Annotated in this window: 15 protein-coding genes and 1 riboswitch; of the genes, 4 read left to right on the forward strand and 11 right to left on the reverse strand. The window is 42.6% G+C overall.

The genetic code is table 11. From position 1 onward, the window contains the following. Positions 1–407: 407 nt before the first annotated feature. Complete coding sequence (gene gldA / locus Q0037_RS05655) at positions 408–1,313, forward strand: gliding motility-associated ABC transporter ATP-binding subunit GldA (protein ID WP_297516514.1); 906 nt, start codon at positions 408–410, stop codon at positions 1,311–1,313. On the opposite strand, the gene Q0037_RS05660 is transcribed toward gldA, so the two are convergent. The 6 genes from Q0037_RS05660 to Q0037_RS05685 form a co-directional block, all read right to left on the reverse strand. Continuing rightward, positions 1,310–2,056, reverse strand: a complete 747-nt coding sequence (locus Q0037_RS05660) for a head GIN domain-containing protein (protein ID WP_297516516.1) — start codon at positions 2,054–2,056, stop codon at positions 1,310–1,312. The two genes, gldA and Q0037_RS05660, sit on opposite strands and share 4 nt — an antisense overlap. Positions 2,057–2,058: 2 nt before the next feature. Continuing rightward, entirely contained in the window at positions 2,059–3,147 is a 1,089-nt protein-coding gene (locus Q0037_RS05665) for an acyloxyacyl hydrolase (protein ID WP_297516518.1), read from the reverse strand. Positions 3,148–3,542: 395 nt separating this feature from the next. Continuing rightward, complete coding sequence (locus Q0037_RS05670; RefSeq protein ID WP_297516520.1) at positions 3,543–5,129, reverse strand: T9SS type A sorting domain-containing protein; 1,587 nt, start codon at positions 5,127–5,129, stop codon at positions 3,543–3,545. Positions 5,130–5,283: 154 nt separating this feature from the next. Then, the gene (gene metF / locus Q0037_RS05675) at positions 5,284–6,240 is read right to left on the reverse strand and encodes a methylenetetrahydrofolate reductase [NAD(P)H] (protein ID WP_297516521.1); all 957 of its coding nucleotides are present in this window, start codon (positions 6,238–6,240) and stop codon (positions 5,284–5,286) included. 326 nt (positions 6,241–6,566) lie between these two features. Continuing rightward, positions 6,567–9,275 (reverse strand): methionine synthase, encoded by a 2,709-nt coding sequence (metH, locus tag Q0037_RS05680; RefSeq protein ID WP_297516523.1) that lies wholly within the window; start codon positions 9,273–9,275, stop codon positions 6,567–6,569. A gap of 7 nt (positions 9,276–9,282) precedes the next feature. Then, complete coding sequence (locus tag Q0037_RS05685) at positions 9,283–10,293, reverse strand: homocysteine S-methyltransferase family protein (RefSeq protein ID WP_297516525.1); 1,011 nt, start codon at positions 10,291–10,293, stop codon at positions 9,283–9,285. A 49-nt stretch (positions 10,294–10,342) separates the two neighbouring features. Beyond that, a riboswitch (SAM riboswitch) is annotated at positions 10,343–10,450 on the reverse strand. A gap of 275 nt (positions 10,451–10,725) precedes the next feature. Between Q0037_RS05685 and metK the strand changes: the two genes are divergently transcribed. Further along, positions 10,726–11,976, forward strand: a complete 1,251-nt coding sequence (metK, locus tag Q0037_RS05690) for a methionine adenosyltransferase (RefSeq protein WP_297516527.1) — start codon at positions 10,726–10,728, stop codon at positions 11,974–11,976. A 57-nt stretch (positions 11,977–12,033) separates the two neighbouring features. On the opposite strand, the gene Q0037_RS05695 is transcribed toward metK, so the two are convergent. Together Q0037_RS05695 and Q0037_RS05700 are read right to left on the reverse strand one after the other, a co-directional pair. Then, complete coding sequence (locus tag Q0037_RS05695) at positions 12,034–14,739, reverse strand: carboxypeptidase-like regulatory domain-containing protein (RefSeq protein ID WP_297516529.1); 2,706 nt, start codon at positions 14,737–14,739, stop codon at positions 12,034–12,036. A gap of 12 nt (positions 14,740–14,751) precedes the next feature. Next, the gene (locus Q0037_RS05700) at positions 14,752–15,687 is read right to left on the reverse strand and encodes a GLPGLI family protein (RefSeq protein ID WP_297516531.1); all 936 of its coding nucleotides are present in this window, start codon (positions 15,685–15,687) and stop codon (positions 14,752–14,754) included. Between the two features lie 124 nt (positions 15,688–15,811). Between Q0037_RS05700 and Q0037_RS05705 the strand changes: the two genes are divergently transcribed. Beyond that, positions 15,812–16,603, forward strand: coding sequence for a hypothetical protein (locus Q0037_RS05705; RefSeq protein WP_297516533.1), 792 nt, complete (start codon positions 15,812–15,814; stop codon positions 16,601–16,603). Further along, positions 16,603–17,217 (forward strand): deoxynucleoside kinase, encoded by a 615-nt coding sequence (locus Q0037_RS05710; protein ID WP_073361517.1) that lies wholly within the window; start codon positions 16,603–16,605, stop codon positions 17,215–17,217. Before Q0037_RS05705 ends, Q0037_RS05710 begins: the two co-directional genes overlap by 1 nt. A gap of 20 nt (positions 17,218–17,237) precedes the next feature. Here the strand turns inward: Q0037_RS05710 and Q0037_RS05715 are convergent, their stop codons facing one another. The 3 genes from Q0037_RS05715 to Q0037_RS05725 are packed head-to-tail and all read right to left on the reverse strand — an operon-like array spanning position 17,238 to position 21,362. Beyond that, positions 17,238–19,700 carry a glycoside hydrolase family 2 protein gene (locus Q0037_RS05715; protein WP_297516536.1) on the reverse strand — a complete coding sequence of 821 codons (2,463 nt, stop codon included), beginning with the start codon at positions 19,698–19,700 and terminating at the stop codon, positions 17,238–17,240. Then, positions 19,693–20,367 carry a copper homeostasis protein CutC gene (locus tag Q0037_RS05720; RefSeq protein WP_297516538.1) on the reverse strand — a complete coding sequence of 225 codons (675 nt, stop codon included), beginning with the start codon at positions 20,365–20,367 and terminating at the stop codon, positions 19,693–19,695. Before Q0037_RS05720 ends, Q0037_RS05715 begins: the two co-directional genes overlap by 8 nt. Continuing rightward, complete coding sequence (locus Q0037_RS05725; RefSeq protein WP_297516540.1) at positions 20,364–21,362, reverse strand: isoaspartyl peptidase/L-asparaginase family protein; 999 nt, start codon at positions 21,360–21,362, stop codon at positions 20,364–20,366. The genes Q0037_RS05720 and Q0037_RS05725 overlap by 4 nt, the downstream gene beginning before the upstream one ends. Position 21,363 lies beyond the last annotated feature (1 nt).

A 21,363-nucleotide genomic window follows, 5' to 3' on the forward strand; every position in this document is an offset into this window, starting at 1 on the left:
ATACTGCTCCCTATTCCTTCATGAAAAACAAATAAAAGAAATAATTAAAATAGGTATGGAATGTGCTTGACATAAATGATTATATTTTGATAATGTAAAAATAATAGTTGACACCCCAACTTAGCATAGAAAAAACTACGAGAATGATAGAAATGAAAGTGCCCTATATTTTTAAAAATAGATTCGTTAAATTAAAAATACTATAATCCCATATACTTTCTGTTAGCACCTTGCGTTAAGGATGGAGGCCTTGCGAAGCTCGCCCGAGGTGACGAGGGCAGCGACGGCCGAGAGCCTGACCTCGTAGGGTGAAAAACAAGCGACTTAGTGCCGTTTTTCACCCTACGAGGGAACGCCCAAAAAAATTGAATGAGAATCTGTACCTTTGTGTCAAATACATTACCATCATGTCTATAGAAGTTCAAGCGGTTTCGAAATATTACGGGGCACAAAAGGCCTTAGATGCTGTATCGTTTTCTGTCCAAAAAGGAGAAATTGTGGGATTCTTGGGTCCGAACGGCGCCGGAAAATCGACCTTAATGAAAATCCTAACCACCTACTTAAACGCCGACGAAGGTTCGACCGCCATCAACGGACATGATGTGGTGGAGCAAGCGAAGGCCGTGCAACGAGTCGTAGGGTATTTGCCCGAACATAATCCGCTGTATTTGGACCTTTTCGTTCGTGAATATTTGGCGTTTAATGCGGATGTGTATCGCATACCGAAAGTCCGTATCGAGGAAGTGATCACCTTGACGGGATTGACGCCTGAAGCGCACAAAAAAATCGGTCAACTTTCTAAAGGCTATCGCCAACGCGTGGGATTGGCCACAGCTTTGTTGCATGACCCGGAAGTTTTGATTTTGGACGAACCCACGACTGGACTTGACCCGAACCAATTGGTAGAGATTCGCAATGTGATTCGTCAGGTGGGAAAAAATAAAACCGTTTTCTTATCTACCCACATCATGCAGGAGGTGGAAGCCTTGTGTGATCGGGTTATCATCATCAATCAAGGAAAAATTGTAACCGACAAAAAGTTGGATAAACTGGTCGACGAAGTCACCGTTCAAGTGCTGGAAGTGGAGTTTGATCAAGAACTGGAGGCGACCGTTTTGGAATCACTACCCGGACTTACCCAAGTGCGGAAAACCAAAGATCGCGTTTGGGAACTCACCTTTAAAACCGATGAAGATCCGCGCGTACAATTATTTGATTTTGCAACGGCCCAGGGCGTTCGTGCCCTACAAATTGTGACGAAAAGTAAAAATCTGGAGCAAATTTTCCGCGAAAAAACGACTACTAAACGTTAAGGATACAACAGTTGCCCTTGGTAGGTGGTTTCTACCGACACTAGGGGTGGCACATAGGCCAAGCGCACATTACCTGTGCTTACAATCTTACCCGAAATTTTTTGAAGAGGATGCACGAAAAGGTCATTGGACCCACGGTGGAAAATGGCTACTTCGCCTGCAACTAGTTGGGGCGATTCGACGCGACTATCGCCTGCCCAAATTAGGTAATGTGCATGCTGTGTTTGACCGCTGAGATAAAAGCGCGCCACATTATTTGTTTGTACAACGACCTGATTGTTATGAACTTCCATAAAAAAATCGCCTGTACCCGCTCCATTAACGCCATCACCATTTTCATCTAGCGCAAATAATCGTAAAATAGGATAGGTCAAAACGCCAATTGAGCGAATATCTTGTTCGGTTTTGGAGAAAATTTCTTCAATATTGGGCGCAGTGATTTTAAGGATAGCGGTACCATATTCACGGGTCCAATTGCATTGCGAAGCATCGCGCAACATCAGGCGATTGCCGTCTTGGGTGACTTGTACGTTGTTGATGAGATTTTCTCCGGCTTCAATAAAAACCTTGTACTCGGACCCTTGGGTTATTTCGACCCCGATGCCCGGGTACACTTCGAGTCGTGTAAACGGACTCACGGGAACTTCACGCAGTATGCGCGGGCCTTCTGATTCGATACAATCCATGGGACGCTCACACCCCAAAAACAAAAACAACAGACAGCTATAAAATAACGGCTTCATACTTACAATCGAATGCCTATACCCCACTCGATAGCTTCGGCGAGGAACAGATGGGTTTTTAAACTTAAAGAAGAATAGACCTTCGGAGTCCAATAGTATTTGAGTCCGATACGGTCATAAACGGGAATGTCATTTTGCAAACGGTCGTAGACATAATAGCCTACTTGTGCTTCAAACGAAAGGCGGTTGATGTACCATTCGTAACCCGCAAACAATCCCACTCTTCGGTAATCAGTATCGGGATCGATTTGATCTTCGGGGAAGGCTGCTGACTTGTAGCGTATAAAATCTTTGAGACTTTGGGTCAGAAACACATCGACACCCAATTGAAGACCCGACTTACGATTCAAGCGTTTATCGACATAGGCGCCCAAATGTAAAAAAGGATATTGACCACTATTGATGACCGAACTTTCATTGACACCGGTGCGAACAACGATATTGTAATGCAATTGCTGTCGGTAATTGATTGTGTCTTTTGCCAAAGTATCGATGGCTTTATCGTTGGATTTCGGGGAACTGTAGGTGAGTCCGAGGTTGAGTCCATACGAATTGATGCCGCTATTGGGCGACTTAGTCCGTCCGTTGGAGTAATGGGTAAATAGAAATCCGGCTTGCATGGCCCAATTCGAACGAAATAAGGGAATTTGGTAATGCAATCCCAAATTGATGTTGGCCAACAAGGGACTCCCAAACGCTTTATTTTTACTATTAGTGACCTTATCATACGGCTGATTCATGTAGGCCACCCCAGCGGCCGTGGTGAGTCGCACATGACGGTTTAGAAAAAAGAATTGAAACTGTCCACCGACGGCCCAACTCTGTCCGAGAAACCGATTATTAAAATCCTGATACAAAAGATATATTCCGTAATTGGGATTGTCGTAGGTACGGTGCCACTCTTTGCTTCCGTGGGTTTGCCAATTGTAGGCCAGCAAAACCCCTTCGGGATGCCCTTGCAAATGATACAAGTCGGGTGTATGCGGCATAACATTCCCGCGAAACAGACTTAATTCCCATTGCGGTGTAACCCCTGGCGCCTGCGCCCATAGAAGTTGTATTCCGCATAAAAAGAAAAAAATACTGCGCATGGCAAGAGGTTAAGTGTTGCAAATATAGTAGAAAATAGGAATTTTGAATTTTGAATGAGGGAATCCAATCAACCCTACTCATTTTCATAAATTTACTGTATGCAAAACAACTTTACACCTCCTCAAAAAATCTACCTATTCCTATTGGTCAGCTTTTATGTAGTAATTCTAATGAAAAATGAGGTCGTTTTTCTTTGTTGGCTAGGCATGTATTTCCTTTTAAACAGCTACATCCTTTACAAAATTCCACAATGGTCGTTACAGCACCCAAAACGATGTCGAACGCTGTCTCTTGCTATGATAGGAATTCCGTTACTATGTCTTGGATTTTTATATTTCACGTTAAAAAATGTGCGGATGTGTTAATCCTTCGGTGCTTTTGCCACTAAAAATGGCTACTCTTTGACCACTTTTCGGGTTACACGCTCACCAGAAGTTAATTTAACTTGTACGTAATACACGCCTGCTTCAAGCGTGGACAAGTCGAGTGTTGCTACTTGATTTTGCTTGTAGATTTGTTTTCCTAAAGCATCAAAAACAACAACCTCATCATAGGTTTGACCCAAGTCTAAACTTGCTTTGGTCGGATTGGGATGCATAACAGGAAGAACCGTTTGCACCTCAGGTGTATTAAGCGCAATATAATCTTGATAGCGGTATAACACAGCACTTACCATTACGACCAATTTATTATCGCCTTGCAGGTGCGCAAATCGCGCCCAATCCCAAGCGGTCACATCGTTCAAATAATACCCATTCGACATAAACGCAGTATCAAGTGTTGTATTTTCATTCAATTGTGCAATGATGTAATTGTACGAATTATTTTGGCGCACCGTCATGCATACAATATACTTTCCGTTGGGCATTTGTAACAAATGATCAGCGATAATCCCAGGGTAATTTTCGGCACCAATGGTATTGTGATTCGGTACAGCAATATTCGTAAGATTTACACCATCACCACTAAAAGAGGGGTCCAAAATTCCATTAGCATCCAATTTTCCAAAAGCCAAACCGCCCGTTATATTCAACCCACTTACCATTAAACTACCGTTTGACTGCGGGAAAATTCTTGCTGGATATGTTTTTCCTCCAAAAGCCAATTGGGCAATTCCACTGGTTCCAAAAGTGGTATTGAGTGTGCCATTGGGAGTAATTTTCATAACGGTCAAATTGGAACTTGAATTGGAAGGGATAACATTACCTAAAACGAGTATATTTCCATTTTCAGCTTCGTAGATTTCCGAGAAACTATCGGTGCCAGTGAGCGGAGATTCAAAAATACCATTGACACCAAAAGTAGTATCCACAGCGCCTGCTTCTGTAAAGCGAATGGCTAATCCGCTGCCGTCGTAATTGGTTCCCCCTAAAAACCAATAATTATACCCCACAGCAATAATGCGCCCCTGACTATCAACATATACATCGGTTAATCGCTCATCGTTGGGATCGGCGCTATTTTCGACATAAGTATTCAAAATTCGCACTCCGTTTGTACCAAAACCGGTATCTTTCGTTCCGTTGGCATTCAATCGACAAATAAAAACACGGTAATCCGTTGAAAATCCGCCTAAGTTGTGACTGCGACCCACTAAGAGAATTTTTCCGTCACTTTGCACGGTAATTCCTGAAACATCAAATCGTTCAGCATGATTGTTTGAGGTAAATAAAGCAATTCCATTGGTCCCAAATGTGGTATCTAAACTGCCATTTTGTAAATATTTTCGAACACCAATCGTTGGTGCTAAATTGGGAAACTGTGGACTGAAATTGGGATTCAAAGAATACGGTATCAATACTTTGTTGTCTGCAAAAAAATAATGGGCATTCGATACCCCATTAATTCCGCTGCTGTAAATATTCCCCGAGGGCAACCCTGTATCATTGACTCCTCCATTCCCATAGGTTGGATCCAATACCAATTGGGCCACAGCTAACGATGAAAAGCAAAACAAAAAAAGAGCATAGATCTTTCGCATAGCGTTTTTTTTACAAATATAAAAGAAACGACACACAATCAAAGTGTTAAACCCCCCAACCCTCTAATGTCTAATATCCAACGACTAAAGTCTAAAAAAACCTGCCCCACCGAAGTGAACCAGGTTTTCGAATATAAAGGTTAGTTCGTAACGATTAAAACACCTCTTGCGCAATCGCCTTGATGTTGTCGGCTTTTCCCATCGAATAGTAATGCAATACGGGTACACCTGCCGCCAAGAGTTCTTTACTCTGTGCGATGCACCATTCAATACCAATTTGCTTCACGGCATCGTTGTCTTTCGCGCGCACCACTTCCATAATCAAACTGTCGGGCAATTCCAGACTAAAACGGTGGGGAATCAAGTTCAATTGCTTTTTGGTCGCAATCGGTTTGAGTCCGGGAATGATGGGCACTTCAATTCCGGCTTTCCGACATTTGTCTACAAAGTCAAAAAACTTTTGGTTGTCAAAAAACATCTGCGTGATGATATAATCGGCGCCGTTCTTGATCTTTTGTTTCAAAAAATGAATATCTGAATCCAAACTAGGCGCTTCCATATGCTTTTCAGGATAACCGGCAACTCCGATACAGAAATTGGTTTTGGCCGTATTTTTCAAATCCTCATCCAAGTAAATCCCTTGGTTCAGGTTGCTAATTTGCTCCACCAATTCTGAGGCATAATTGTTCCCGTCTTTCTCGGGTTTGAAATAGGTTTCTGTTTTCAATGCATCCCCACGAAGCGCCACCACATTGTCAATGCCGAGGAAATCCAAGTCAATCAACAAGTTTTCGGTATCTTCTTTGGTGAAACCGCCACACAACACGTGCGGAATCGCATCCACATCGTATTTCCCTTGAATCGCAGCACAAATTCCTACCGTTCCCGGCCGTTTTTTCACGATTTTCTTTTGCAGTAAGCCGTTCCCCAATTCTTTGAATTCGTATTCTTCACGGTGGTAGGTCACGTCAATAAAGGGGGGTTGAAACTCCATCAGCGGATCAATCCCGTCAAAAATCGACTGAATATTTTGGCCTTTCAACGGCGGTAAAATCTCAAAAGAAAACAACGGCTTTCCTTGAGCATTTTCGATATGTTGGGTTACTTTCATCTATTTTAAATTATATATTTTGAATTTTAAATGAGTCGTTATTTAAAATTTTGTCTCCATTTTAAAGCCTGCCTGCCGGAGGTAAGTTTACTATTTCAAGTTTTATTTTTTGGGCGCGTCCCCGTTGAGGAACACCCTGCTTTTATTTACTTAGGAGCAACGGGGTCGGGTTATCCGCGGTGCACAGCACCTTGCTTCTACCCCTCGCGCACTCCCTGCACTAAACACCAGTCACTACAGACTAAAGTCCAAAGTCTAAAGTCTAACGACTAGTCACTAATTACTAGTCACTAAACTCCACCTTTGGGGGCTGGGGGGCTGGGGGGCTAATCCGCCACATTCGGCGCCAACCACTTATGCGCCACCTCCACCGAAACGCCACGACGTTGGGCATAATCCTCCACTTGATCCGCTTTGATTTTCCCGAGTCCGAAGTACTTACTTTCCGGATGCGCAAAATAATACCCCGACACCGAAGCGGCCGGCCACATCGCCATGCTTTCCGTCAAGGTAACCCCAATGCGTTCTTCGACTTGCAAAAGGTTCCACATCGTCGGTTTCTCTAAATGGTCGGGACAAGCGGGATAGCCTGGCGCGGGACGGATTCCTTTATAATCTTCCGAAATCAAAGCTTGGTTGTCCAACTGTTCGTCGCTGGCGTAGCCCCAAATTTCTTTCCGCACTTTCAAATGCAAATATTCCGCAAAAGCTTCGGCCAAGCGATCGCCCAAGGCTTTCACCATAATTGCGTGGTAATCGTCTAACTCTTTTTCAAAAGCGGCAGCCCTTTCATCGACTCCAAATCCGGTAGTCACACAAAAACAGCCGATATAATCTTGAATTCCTGTTCCCTTCGGTGCGATAAAGTCGGCCAAGGCGATATTGGGAGCGCCAACATTTTTCTTCAACTGCTGACGCAGGGTTAGAAAAGTTGTTGGTTGTGGGTTGTAGGTAGCTGGCAGTACTTCGATATCATCGTCGTTGACCGTATTCGCTGGGAAAATACCCACCAATCCTTTGGCGGTAAACCAGTTTTCGTCAACGATTTGCGCCAACATTTTTTGGGCATCGTCAAACAACTGCTGGGCTTGTTCGCCCACAACCTCATCCTTCAATATCGCGGGGTATTTCCCAAACAACTGCCACGAATGAAAGAAGGGTGTCCAGTCGATAAACGGCACCAAATCCGCTAAGGTCACCTGCACCTCTTGCACTCCAATGAAATTCGGTTTTGCCGGTTGGTAACGGGACCAATCCAATTGCAATTTATTGGCGCGCGCCTCCGCGATTCGCAAGTATTCTTTCTCTCGACTGCGGTTCAAATACCCTTCGCGCAATTGATCGTATTCCTCGCGAATCTGTTCGGCATACGTTGCTTTGTTTTCAGGTTGCAACAAATTACTCGCCACCGTTACGGCACGCGAAGCATCGTTCACATGGACTACACTCCCGGTATATTCGGGGGCAATCTTCACGGCAGTATGTGCCCGCGAAGTCGTTGCGCCACCAATCATAATCGGGATCGAAATGTTCAAGCGTTCCATTTCTTTGGCGAGGTACACCATTTCGTCCAAGGACGGCGTAATCAAACCGCTCAATCCGATAATATCTACATTTTCGGTAACAGCCGTTTGTATAATTTTCTCTGGCGGTACCATGACCCCCAAGTCAATAATTTCAAAGTTATTACAGGCCAAGACCACAGATACAATGTTTTTTCCAATATCGTGTACGTCGCCTTTTACAGTAGCCATGAGCACCTTTCCAGCCCCCGCCGACTGACCATCTTTGCTGGCTTCAATAAATGGCAACAAATAGGCCACTGCTTTTTTCATGACCCGAGCCGATTTCACCACTTGAGGTAAAAACATTTTCCCTGAGCCAAATAAATCGCCCACGACATTCATTCCGTTCATCAAATGCTGTTCGATAACCTGTATGGGGCGGTCTACCAGTTGACGTGCTTCTTCGACATCCTGTTCGATAAACTCGTCCAATCCTTTTACTAAGGAATGCGTAAGGCGCTCTTGTATCGTACCGTTGCGCCATTCTTGCACGACTTTATCGGTTGTTTTGGTATCTGCTTTTAAGTTTTCGGCATAATCCAGCAAGCGTTCGGTCGCATCATCACGACGGTCGAGCAACACATCTTCCACATAGGTGAGCAATTCGGGTTCGATTTCGTCATAAATTTCCAACATCTCCGGATTCACAATGCCCATCGTCATACCGTGTTGGATGGCATGGTAAAGGAAGGCCGAGTGCATGGCTTCGCGTACTTTATCATTGCCACGAAATGAGAACGACACATTACTTACGCCGCCCGATATGTGTGCATGGGGTAAATTTTCACGGATCCATTTCGTCGCCAAAAAGAAGTCCACTGCATTGCGGCGGTGTTCCTCCATACCTGTCGCGACTGGGAAAATATTGGGATCAAAAATGATATCGGTAGGCGGAAAACCGACTTGGTTCACCAAGATATCATAACTGCGTTTACAGATTTCAATACGGCGTTCATAAGTATCCGCCTGACCGACTTCATCAAAAGCCATGACAATCACCGCAGCGCCGTAGCGTTTAATCAATTTGGCATGGTGGATAAAAGCGGCTTCACCTTCTTTCAACGAAATCGAGTTCACTACCCCTTTTCCTTGAATAACTTTGAGTCCAGCTTCAATGATTTCCCACTTCGAACTGTCGATCATCACGGGAACACGGGCAATATCGGGTTCGGCGGCAATCAAATTCAGGAATTTGGTCATGGCTTCTACGCCATCGAGCATCCCTTCGTCCATATTGACGTCGATGATTTGCGCACCGCCTTCTACTTGGGCGCGGGCGATATCTACTGCTGCTTCGTAATTTCCTTCTTTAATCAAGCGTAAAAACTTGCGCGAACCCGTAACATTAGTCCGTTCCCCTACGTTTACAAAGTTGGTTTCTGGGGTTATGATTAAAGGTTCGAGACCAGATAACCGTAAGTATTGGGTTGTCGGTTGTCGGTTGTCGGTTGTTGGTATATCCTTACTCATAATACGCTTATAATCGGGCTACTGATGACTGTAAACTGCTTTCGGTTCTCGGCTGATATTCAGCAGCCACTTGTGCAATCGCACGAATATGCTCGGGCGTAGTGCCGCAACACCCCCCAATGATATTCACTAAGTTTTCGTTTAAATACTCGCGGATTAACGCTTGCATTTCTTCTGGTGTTTGGTCGTATTGTCCGAAGGCATTGGGTAACCCGGCATTCGGATGTGCCGAAATATTGAGTTGGGTATGTTGCCCCAAGCGTTTTAAATAAGGTTTCAACTGATCGGCACCGAGCGCACAATTGAAGCCTACACTCAACAACGGAATGTGTGCAATCGAAATCAAAAAGGCTTCTACCGTTTGCCCGGATAAGGTTCGACCCGAAGCATCAGTAATCGTTCCTGAAACCATCACGGGAATATCGGATTGGCGTTCTTCTTTCACTTCTTCAATCGCAAACAAGGCGGCTTTCGCGTTGAGCGTATCAAAAATCGTTTCGACCAAAAGTAAATCAGCACCTCCATCGATAAGGGCTTCCACTTGTTGTCGGTAAGCGATACGCAAATCGTCAAAGGTTACGGCGCGATACCCGGGATCATTGACATTGGGACTCATACTCGCAGTTCGGTTAGTAGGGCCAATGGAACCGGCTACAAAACGCGGTTTGTCAGTAAATTCGTCGGTGACTTCACGGGCAATTTTAGCCGATTGATAATTGAGTTCGTACACCAAATCCTCCATGTGGTAATCGGCCATTCCGATGGTAGTTCCCGAAAACGTATTGGTTTCCACAATATCGGCACCGGCTTCAAAATAGGCACGGTGTACCGCTTTTACGGCTTCGGGTTGGGTAATCGAAAGCAAGTCGTTATTTCCTTTTAAAGGATGCGGAAAATCCTTAAAGCGTTCGCCTCGAAAATCGGCTTCTTCAAAGGCATTGCGTTGCAACATAGTACCCATAGCGCCGTCGAGCACAAGGATGCGTTGTTTTAGAATTTCATTGATGTTAGTTCGCATACTGATAACAGTTCGGTTGGGGCGTTATCAGGAAAGAGAGGATTCTCCTAAGTTATCTTTTTCTGAAAAAATCAGAATAGAATGTAGCACCTTCCTCAAGGTTGAGGGGTTGCTAAGCGTTCGTAGGGTCTATTCCCTCCCGCTTTCGTGATAACGCCATTATTTTTAAGAACAATGCAAAGGTAAGACAAGAAAAACCTCATTTCAAAATAATTATTTGAAAAAAAGCGCAAACGTTTGCAAAAAATTTAAAGATATATTTGGATTTATTGGAATTGATTTTCATAAATTTGCAACCGAAAAATAGAAGAGGAGAAATTTGTTCTGATTGCAACCTCGTAAAAAAATGCTAAAGCAGTAATTCTTCTTTAGTTGTTGCACCACCCTTTTTTCCCTCTTATCATTTAAAACAAAAATTTTAAAGGTATAATTATGGCTTATTTATTTACTTCTGAGTCGGTAAGTGAAGGACACCCAGACAAAGTGGCGGATCAGATTTCTGACGCGTTAATTGACAACTTTTTAGCATTTGATGCTGATTCCAAAGTAGCTTGTGAAACATTGGTGACTACGGGACAAGTAATTTTGGCGGGTGAGGTAAAATCTAACACCTATTTGGATGTGCAGCAAATCGCACGCGATGTCATCAAGAAAATTGGGTACACCAAAAGCGAATACATGTTTGAAGCCAATTCATGTGGTGTGCTTTCAGCGATTCACGAGCAATCGGCAGACATTAACCAGGGGGTAGATCGTGCTACCAAAGAAGAGCAAGGTGCGGGTGACCAAGGAATGATGTTTGGATATGCCACCAATGAAACCAACAATTACATGCCGTTGGCGTTGGATTTATCACATGCGTTATTAATCGAATTGGCGAACTTACGTCGTGAAAACAATGAAATTACCTATTTACGTCCGGATGCGAAGTCGCAGGTAACTTTAGAGTACTCAGACGATAACAAACCGCAACGTATTGACGCGATTGTGATTTCGACTCAACACGACGACTTCGACCAAGAAGAGGCGATGTTGGCCAAAATCAAGAAAGACATGATCGAAATCTTGATTCCACGCGTTAAAGCGAAATACCCACAATACGCCCATTTATTTAACGACGATATCACGTACCACATCAACCCAACCGGGAAATTCGTAATCGGTGGACCACACGGAGATACCGGATTAACGGGTCGTAAAATCATCGTGGATACGTACGGTGGAAAAGGCGCTCACGGTGGTGGTGCTTTCTCTGGAAAAGACCCAAGTAAAGTAGACCGTTCGGCAGCCTATGCCACCCGTCACATTGCGAAAAACTTAGTAGCTGCTGGTTTGTGTGACGAAGTTTTGGTACAAGTATCTTATGCGATTGGGGTAGCGAAACCTACTTCAATTAACGTAAACACTTACGGTACTGCTAAAGTCGACATGAAAGACGGCGATATCAGCAAAATTGTGGAAACGATTTTTGACATGCGTCCTTACTACATCGAGCAACGTTTGAAATTACGTAATCCTATTTATAGTGAGACGGCAGCTTATGGCCATATGGGACGTACACCTGAAGTAGTAACCAAAACCTTCAAATCGCCGGATGGGCAAACCAAAACCGTAGAAGTTGAATTGTTTACTTGGGAAATATTAGACCACGTAGAAAATGTAAAAGCGGCTTTTAACTTATAGTAATTTTACTTTATTGAATAAAAAAAACCTGACTCACGAAAAGTCAGGTTTTTTTGTTTATAAGTTATAACGCAACGTCAACATAACGTATCGGGGTTGCACAAAAAACTGGGAGTCTGTGATTCGGAATTGGTCAAACGAGTTGTCGTTCAAGGCCTTTGTATTCAGCAAGTTGGTTCCTGAAATACGGTATTCCCATTGGCTTCCTTTTTTCTGATAGCTGAAACTTGCCGAAAGAAAATCGTATTCGTTATCGACACTTTTGTCGCTATTGTAATAATGGTAAAACTCATATTCAGACACAAAAGAAAACCCTTCCAAAAAGAAATATTCTAAGCGTGCAAAGGGTTTGTCGGTAAAGAATTTGGTAATTCCTCTTGGGTTCTCAAACTCACTAATTGAGTAGGTATATCCCAATTCTAAATTCGGTATATTTTTGAAATTGGTAGATAAACGAACGGTATGGTTCTGATTAATACTTCGCGACAAAGCGCTCTCACCTCCTAAGAAGTTGTAGAATTTAGACCAGTTGATATTGGTAGATAAGGAAGCTTTGTAATATTTCAAAAAGGAACGCCCGTATTGTCCAAAACCGTTGAGGGTTTCATCCACAAAATTGGTATTGTTGAAGGGCGAAGAAATTTGGTTTACCCCAACGAACTCGGTTTGTGATTTGATTGCATCCATGCGTCGGGTGTAGGAAACTGACGCGTTGATATTTTCAAAATTAAACATGTTGTACTTGAAGTAACGAAGGGAGTGCGTTTGTGCGATCGCATTTTCCAACCGTCGATTTCCACTCGACAAACTAGCATAATTGTTAATGATAAACCCTTGGGCCAATCGCGTTACATCGGCAAAATCATTGGTCATTGCAAAATTATAGGTCAAGGTCTCCGATTTTTTGATTTGATACATCGCATAAAAATCAGGCAAGACACGCGCAAAACTTTGCTTAAAACTTGACCCTAATTGCACGTTATTCAAATGATAATAATGCACACTGACGCCGGGATTGAAGGTAAACTTTTTGTATAAAATTTTGTAATGTACCCCTAAAAACACATCATTAAAATCATACGAAACATCGTTGTTATTTTCAGGAGCCGTCAAGTTGTTTTGAGTGCCGTTATCCAAAAGTTGAAAAATCGATGAATTAAATCGCTGTTTTGAATACGTATTTCCAAGAGTTAGATTCAAATTCGCCTTTGGTGTCACCATGTAATAATAATCCAATTTCGCATCGACTTTGTGCGTTTTAATCAAGCGCGATTGGTTGTAATCGTTGCGATTTTGCGTAATGTATCCATTTAACTGAAACGGTTGTAGCGCTAGATTGGCATTGTAAAAAGGATCTTCGTTTTGGTACAAATGTTGGGCTTCAAAGGCAATCACATGCTTCTCTGAAGGCGTATGGTAGAGTGCTAAATTTTGATTGACCGAAATCGGCTGTTGATCCTTATTGGTCAAAATCGTTTCGTCAAAAACAGTACTTCCTGCGATTATATTTCGGAACAAATTTCCGTTTTCCAACTGGTCCGATTTTTTTTTTTTTTTTTCATAATCCAACTGTAAGGAGGTGCTCGGTTTATAGCTGGCACTTCCTTTCATCAACCCAAAACGATTACTTTGACGTGTTCGATCAACGGTATTAGCAATGGTATTGTTGGCAAAGTTGGTGGTTACAGTTTGTGTTTCCAATTCGGTTTTGGAGCCGGAATAAATTCCAAACCCACTCAACGTCCAGGATTTAGAGGGATTGTATGAAAAATTAACCGCACCAAATTGCGTATCGATATTCTTCGCACGGTTGTTTCGCAATAAGGAAAGTCCCAAATCGTTGGAGCTAACATTAAAACTGCTTCCTCCTTTGGACATCATATTGCGAAAACCCCCTGTAATTTTAAAATAATCTTGAATTGTCAGCGGTAATTCCCCGATATTATTAATGTTGGTAATGACGTTAATACTGTACTTCGGATTATAATAAAAAAGCTTCGGATTGACATTGTAGCGGTCAAACTTGGCTTCTGGTTGAAAACCACCCGCTGCGGTCACATCCCCAAACCAGAAGTTCTTTTTCCCTTCCTTGAGTTTGATATTCATCGCAATATTATCCTGGTTGTTTTCAACGCCTTTAAGGATCGAATTTTCATTATAGTTACGAAGGACTTGAATTTTATCAATCGCATCGGCGGGAATGTTTTTGACGCCCAATTTGGTATCGCCGTCAAAGAAATCTTTTCCTTCCACCATTAACTTGGTGACCTTCTTCCCTTCCACCTCTACTTCTCCATCGGCATTGACCTCGACGCCAGGGAGTTTTTTTAATACATCTTCCAACTTACGTTCGGTCCCATTTTTAAAGGAATCGGCATTGTACATAATGGTATCCCCTTTAATCGAAACAGGCATTTCTTTGATAATTTCAACGCCATCCAACTGGATTCCTCCGGGTTCCATGGCGATGTTTTGCGTCATGTTGTCCGATTTGGTTTGCAACGTAATTTCCTTGTTTTGCATTCCAATGTAACTCAACTTCAATACGTAGGTTGCATTGGCTTTGAGGGTGAGCGCATACTTCCCCTTATCATTGGTTATGGCATACGAATCTACCCCTTTGGTCTCTTGATTTACTGCCATAATGTTGGCCATTTCCAAGGGTGTCTTTCCCGATTCGGTCACTGTTCCTTCTACACGAACACTTTGAGCGACTGTGAATAACGAACTCAACAGCGCCAAAAAAAAACTAATTTTTTTCATGAAAAAAAGGAATTAACGAGAAAAACGCATTTCCATTCGACGACCTCCGCCGGGACCGCCATTCATTTCACGAAACTCCTCCATTTTTTTCAGTACGATATCGTCGTACTCTTTTTGCTTGACTTCTTTTCCGTTGGTGGGCGCTTTGATTTCGGCTTTCTCTTTCGGATTCAATACAATTTTGGAACATAAAATAATCGTCTTTCCATCGTTGACTTCCAAAATCAACCCGGGAAGTCCCCAATATCCCTCGGGTCCTTGATTAATCGGAATTTCGGGCGTATACCAGGCGGTAATTGTAATGTCTTTGGGAAGATCAAAATCCTCCATAAAATTGGTACGGGTTTGTTTTTTCTCCTCAGTAGCTTCCGCTTTTACTTCCTTCGTTCCTTCCTCTTTTTTAGGTTCAGCAGCCATTTCTTCTTTCTTTTTGGGACGGAAATTACGGAAATCGGTTTTACTTGCAGGAATGACACAAGTCGCTTTAAAACAGTTGTAGCCCCCAATTTGCTTGGTCTCACCTGTCATTTGCCATTTGTAATGCGTCAACGTATCTTTTACCAAAAACTCCTTGCCCATAAACTCTTTATCGACAACATACATTTGGTCTTTCACATTTTTGTAATAGGTTCCGCCGCCGCCCATAAACGAACTCATAACCCGAAAACCGCCACCATTCTGTCCAGGAGCGTCTAATTTTTCTTCTTCTTTGTAAATGGAGGTTTGTTTATCAAATTGAAGTACAAACGTTTTCTCAAACATTTTTTTCATGCGGTCTTCAATCATTTTTTGCATTTCAGGCGTCATGTCTTTGTTGCCTTCAAAACGGGACTTAAAATCGGCGGTACTCGTTTTGGATTCGTACACAGCCATGCCTTGAAAATCCTTTTGGGCAAATGCCAAAGTAGAGAAGCACAAAGCTAATCTTAGGAAGATTGTTGTTTTCATATTCGATAAAATTGTTTTTTGGTCAACAAATATGACGACGCTTGGGTCAAAAAGTTACCAATATTATGTTAAATTCCATTTTAGACATTTCAAATAATCCAAAGGTTTAAAGTATCTTAGCTTTATGAAGTTACGCTGGCTCCTCTTACTCTGTCTTGGACTCCCCTTTTGGTGCGATGCACAACAAGAAACGCAACAGCCCGAAAGGCGCTCACATTTTTCTATTCAGGCCGATGCTTTTTGGGGATTTGATGGTTTGGGCAACTATTTTTACAGTAAAAACAATGTCTTGTTTAAATACCATGAATCGGGAATTTTGCAATACCAAAATCTTCCTTTTGGCAAATTAAAAAATGTGGATATCACACAACCGCTTCGCCCCATTTTATTTTACGAAAACTTCAATGCTGTAGTGGTTTTAGACAATTTTTTAAATGAAATTCAAGTCGTCGAATTTTCAAATATTCCAACACCCATCATGATTACTGCCGTGGGGATGGCCAACCAAAATCGGTTATGGGGGTACGATGCTGTAATGCAACAAATTGGGATGTATCACCTGACCACAGGGTCTTTTAGTCCGATTGGAAACCCTGTACAAGGCAGTTGGAAATATTACCAATGTGCCTTCAATAGCTTGACTTGGGTTGACGCACAAAACCATTGGAAATCAATAACCATTTATGGCCACATAAGCGATTACGGCCAACTCCCTGAAGGCATGTATTATTTTGTCAATGAGGCCGTCGTGTTAATTTACAACAACGCGACATGGACGCTATTGAATCGCCTTTCAGGGAAAAAATCCAGCTTTGAAATTGTTGAGAAATCGGTCAAAAATTTTTCGTGTAACGACCAAATTTTATCTATTTTTACCGCAGAAGGAATTACAAATTATAAAATCACCGTACCCTAATGCACATCGCAGTCGCAGGAAATATTGGCGCCGGTAAAACCACTTTAACTCGGTTTTTGGCAAAACATTATAAGTGGGAACCCCATTATGAAGACGTTGTTGACAATCCCTATTTGGATGATTTTTACCATCAAATGGAACGCTGGTCGTTTAATCTTCAGATTTACTTTTTAAATAGTCGTTTTCGTCAAATTTTACAGATTCGCGAAAGCGGGAAAAAGATTATTCAGGATCGTACGATTTACGAGGATGCCCACATTTTCGCCCCCAACCTTCATGCGATGGGATTGATGACGAACCGTGATTTTGAAAACTACAGTTCCTTATTTGAACTGATGGAAGCTTTAGTTAAAGCACCTGATTTATTGATTTACCTACGTAGTTCTATACCCAATTTGGTGAAGCAAATTCATATGCGGGGTCGGGATTATGAAAACACCATTTCCATTGATTATTTGAGTCGTCTCAACGAGCGTTATGAAGCGTGGATTCATACCTATGATAAAGGCAAATTACTCGTGATTGATGTAGACCATATTGACTTTGTGAATAATCCAGAAGATTTAGGAACAATTATCAACCGTATTGATGCTGAAATCAACGGATTATTTTAAGCTATACCTCAGGTAGCTCTTTAGTGCATAGCATCAAATAAAGACATTATTTTTATAGCATCGGTTGGTCGATCGGTTTTGATAATTCTCGGAATTCCGGGGATTACATCAAAAAAATTGTCGTTAAAAAAATGGCCCTCTGCTTGTAGAAATACATTTTTGGCGAGGGTATTTGAGCTGATTTCTAGCAAGGTTTCCCCAATAATTTTTACATTGATTGTCGGTTTTTCAAGTTGCAATTCTTTTGGTTTTACAAAATAATGGTAGGCCACAGTTTTTTTATGATTGCTGGTAAACTCTATGTATAAAACCGATTTTTCTTTTACAAATTCAGGGAAAGCCATAAACGGAATCGGCATTAACGCAGTGCTTTTTTCAACCTCCAACACACAATCTTTAGAGGCACTCCAAAGTTCTACCCCCGAAAAATCCATCAATCGTACTGTTAGTTTACCTACTTTTTCCTCCAAAGTGTCCGTACTTCCTTGAATTGAAATACCCGTTTCATTTTGTGTTACCGCCAAAAATACAGGGGCAAAACTTTCTTTTATTTGATACTGGGATGCTTTCCAATGGCCAAGATAATCCAACGAACTCCAAGAAGTTACTGGCCAACAATCGTTTAATTGCCAATATAGGGTTCCCATACAATAGGGTTTGGCCAAGCGATGGGCTTCGATAGCGATTTTCATTCCTCGGGCTTGCAATAGTTGAGAAACATACTGATACTTTTCAATATCGGCGGGTACCCAAAAGTCGCGTTGCATGTATTCATCGATGGTCGCAAAACCCGTAGGGTGTTTTTGATGATGTCGTAGGGCTTTTGACGTTAATGATAAAGATTCGCCATCGGATAAATAGCGCAATGTGTGTATCGATGGCAGGGCTTGAAACCCGTATTCGCTCATGAATCGACCCACTTTTTCCGAATATTTTTCAAAAGGTTCTCTGCCCCACCACACGCCCCAATAATGGGAATCGCCTTGACTTAGACTTTCTTTTCGTCCCCAACCGATAGAGGGAGAAGACGGCCAATAGCGGTTTTCATTTTGAGGTAACAGTTTTTTTAACGTTTGGGGAATTCGTTGATGAAACAACTCCTTATAGTCGTTCCAAATGCGGGTTGAATCTTGAGTCGTATACTTGTATTTTTTTTGCCAACCCCAATTGTGCCAACCTTCATCGCTTTCGTTATTACCACACCAGATTGCTATCGACGGATGATTTTGCAGGCGTTTGACCTGATCTTCAACTTCATGTTCTACCGATTTTAAAAAGGTTTCGTCGCCAGGGTACATCGCGCAAGCAAACATAAAATCCTGCCACACAAGTATTCCTTTTTCATCACAAGCGTTATAAAAAGCGTCATCGGCATACACACCTCCGCCCCAAACCCGCAGCATATTTTGATGGGAAAGACGCGCATTTTCAACCAAATTAATCCATTGGGCTTTCGTTACCCGAGGCACAAAACTATCGGGTGGAATGATGTTAGACCCCTTCATAAATACTGGTTTTCCATTTAGTTTGAAGTAAAAACTTTTCCCTTGGGCATCTACTTCTTGCACCAGTTCAAGCGTTCGAATGCCCAATTTTAGTTCCCGCTGCTCTATTACCTTTCCATTCTGTTGAAGTATCACTGGAAAAGTATACAAATGCGGCGCCCCCAACCCGTTACACCACCATAATTTGGGTTGTGCAATCGTCAAAGGAAAATCGATTATTGAAGTTCCTTTTTTCACCGCGACACTGCGCTTTTGATTATTGATTAAAAGATCGAGCGTCATCGCAGCAGCACTCTCTAAAGCCACTTTCACAACGATTTCAGCGTTTTCCGTTGAAACTAATTTTTGTTCATGAAACACATGCTGGATACGTACATCATTCCAAAACAGAAGTTTTACGGGTTTCCAAATGCCACAAGTTACTAAACGCGGTCCCCAGTCCCAACCAAATTGATACGGTGCTTTGCGGACAAAAACCCGGTTGTCATCGGGCAATGGGTACGGTAACTTTTGGGCTAACCTATTAGTTTGCGCTATTGCGGACTTAAACTGAATTTTCAATTGATTTTGCGCTTTCGCGAAAGGTTTGATATCGAGACGCCATGTACGAAACATATTATCGGCTTGGAGTATTAACTGCCCATTTAAAAACACACTCGCAAACGTATCTAAGCCCTCAAATACAAGTTCGATATGCGCATTTTGAAGTGCTCTTGGGGTCAGCGAAAAGGTCGATTCATAGACCCAATCTTCGTTTTCAATCCACTGCACCTCATTTTCATTGGATTGTAAAAAGGGATCCGGAATACGGCGGTTGGCCAGCAAGTCGGTGTGAATCGTACCAGGAACTGTGGCTTTCATTTTATCATTTTTCCCCATCTGATGTACGGTCCATGACAAATCACTCAAATCTTTTTCAAGCACTTGAGCTGTGAGTCCGAACGAACAAAGAAGAAAAAACAAAAGTCTTTTATGCATTTGATTCCCTTTTTAAGGCTTTAATTTCTTCAGGATTGGCTAAAGTTCCTCCCTCAGTAATTGCAGAGGAATGCACAAAATGCACCCCCGTAGTGTCTACAATTTGACGAACATTGGAAGCACGTAATCCGCCGCCTGGCATAATCGTAATTCGGTCACCTGCTTGTTGTTGTATCGCTTGCAGTATGTTTATACCTTCCACAACATTGGCCTTTGTTCCTGAAGTTAAAATTGTCGAAAACCCACAATCGATGATGTGTTCCAAGGCGATTTCCCAATGCTTAACACGATCAAAAGCCCGGTGAAACGTACAAGGTATGGGATGAGCTAGTGCAACTAATAGTCGGTTACGCTCTTCATCCAGCGTGTCGTCTTCTTTTAAAATTCCGAAAACCATACCGTGAACTTGCAGTTTTTTGAATTCGGCCACTGTAGCTTTCATGGTTAGAAATTCTTCATCCGTATAGACAAAATCACCTCCCCGTGGACGCACCATTACAAAGACAGGAATGGGTACTTGGGTTAAGACTTTTTGTGTGGTATCCAAATCCGGAGTGGTTCCTCCTACCTCAATTCCGTCACACAATTCAATACGATCGGCTCCGGCTTGGGCGGCGATATTAGCCGACTCGGGATTAAAACAAGCGATTTCGAGTTGGACCCTCATTTTAAATAAAACGGTGCATCAATTAAACGGTTTCCAGTAGTATCATGAACAGCATAATTAAAACCCCCTTGCACACAATAGGAACCATAATTTCCCTGCTTATCCAAAGCAATGAATCCTACTTGAATATCCTTCAAATTCTTTTTACGGTTTTGGGTCAGTTTCACGATGCGCATCACAGCTTCTTCACAGGCTAGTTGCGGCGACTTCCCTTGACGCATGAGTTCGACCACCAAATGACACCCGGCAATACGAATCACTTCTTCCCCATGACCGGTGGCCGTAGCCGCTCCCACTTCATTATCGACATAGAGTCCGGCTCCAATAATGGGTGAATCGCCTACTCTTCCGTGCATTTTATACGCCATACCACTGGTGGTACACGCTCCCGAAAGATTACCAGCTGCATCCAGAGCAATCATCCCAATGGTATCGTGATTTTCGATATTGACTTTGGGTTGGTACTGACTGGTTTTCAGCCATTCTTTCCATTCTTTTTCGGAAGCTTCGACCAATAAATTTTCCTTTTTAAATCCTTGGGACAGTGCAAAATCCAAGGCCCCTTGCCCAACCAACATCACGTGAGGTGTTATTTCCATGACCGCACGTGCCACGGAAATGGGGTGTTTGATATGTTCAAGACACGCGACCGAACCAATATTGGATAATTCATCCATGATACAAGCGTCGAGGGTGACTTTGCCATCGCGATCAGGCCGTCCACCGTAGCCCACACTGCGCTCGTTGGGATCGCCTTCGGGAATACGCACGCCAGCTTCGACCGCATCGAGAGCACGGCCCTTTTTGGATAAAATTGACCAAGCCGCTTCATTGGCTTGCAGCCCGAAATTCCAGGTAGACAAGACGATTGGTTTTGTCCCTACGCGTGAAGAAACATCTCCCAATTCGACGGCTTTTGAGGTCCAAGAAGTGAGAGACAGCCCTACGGTTCCGATGGCCGCTGATTTTAAAAATTTTCGACGTGTATTTTCCATA

The organism is Flavobacterium sp. (genome assembly GCF_027482425.1).
Lineage (GTDB): Bacteria > Bacteroidota > Bacteroidia > Flavobacteriales > Flavobacteriaceae > Flavobacterium.

What these genes read in the sequence shown, in the direction of transcription:
- Q0037_RS05695 (WP_297516529.1), bottom strand. Translation starts at nt 14,739, where the DNA reads ATGAAAAAAATTAGTTTTTTTTTGGCGCTGTTGAGTTCGTTATTCACA.
- Q0037_RS05670 (WP_297516520.1), bottom strand. Translation starts at nt 5,129, where the DNA reads ATGCGAAAGATCTATGCTCTTTTTTTGTTTTGCTTTTCATCGTTAGCT.
- Q0037_RS05700 (WP_297516531.1), bottom strand. Translation starts at nt 15,687, where the DNA reads ATGAAAACAACAATCTTCCTAAGATTAGCTTTGTGCTTCTCTACTTTG.
- metK (WP_297516527.1), top strand. Translation starts at nt 10,726, where the DNA reads ATGGCTTATTTATTTACTTCTGAGTCGGTAAGTGAAGGACACCCAGAC.
- Q0037_RS05660 (WP_297516516.1), bottom strand. Translation starts at nt 2,056, where the DNA reads ATGAAGCCGTTATTTTATAGCTGTCTGTTGTTTTTGTTTTTGGGGTGT.
- Q0037_RS05715 (WP_297516536.1), bottom strand. Translation starts at nt 19,700, where the DNA reads ATGCATAAAAGACTTTTGTTTTTTCTTCTTTGTTCGTTCGGACTCACA.
- Q0037_RS05720 (WP_297516538.1), bottom strand. Translation starts at nt 20,367, where the DNA reads ATGAGGGTCCAACTCGAAATCGCTTGTTTTAATCCCGAGTCGGCTAAT.
- Q0037_RS05665 (WP_297516518.1), bottom strand. Translation starts at nt 3,147, where the DNA reads ATGCGCAGTATTTTTTTCTTTTTATGCGGAATACAACTTCTATGGGCG.
- Q0037_RS05685 (WP_297516525.1), bottom strand. Translation starts at nt 10,293, where the DNA reads ATGCGAACTAACATCAATGAAATTCTAAAACAACGCATCCTTGTGCTC.
- metF (WP_297516521.1), bottom strand. Translation starts at nt 6,240, where the DNA reads ATGAAAGTAACCCAACATATCGAAAATGCTCAAGGAAAGCCGTTGTTT.
- Q0037_RS05725 (WP_297516540.1), bottom strand. Translation starts at nt 21,362, where the DNA reads ATGGAAAATACACGTCGAAAATTTTTAAAATCAGCGGCCATCGGAACC.
- Q0037_RS05710 (WP_073361517.1), top strand. Translation starts at nt 16,603, where the DNA reads ATGCACATCGCAGTCGCAGGAAATATTGGCGCCGGTAAAACCACTTTA.
- metH (WP_297516523.1), bottom strand. Translation starts at nt 9,275, where the DNA reads ATGAGTAAGGATATACCAACAACCGACAACCGACAACCGACAACCCAA.
- gldA (WP_297516514.1), top strand. Translation starts at nt 408, where the DNA reads ATGTCTATAGAAGTTCAAGCGGTTTCGAAATATTACGGGGCACAAAAG.
- Q0037_RS05705 (WP_297516533.1), top strand. Translation starts at nt 15,812, where the DNA reads ATGAAGTTACGCTGGCTCCTCTTACTCTGTCTTGGACTCCCCTTTTGG.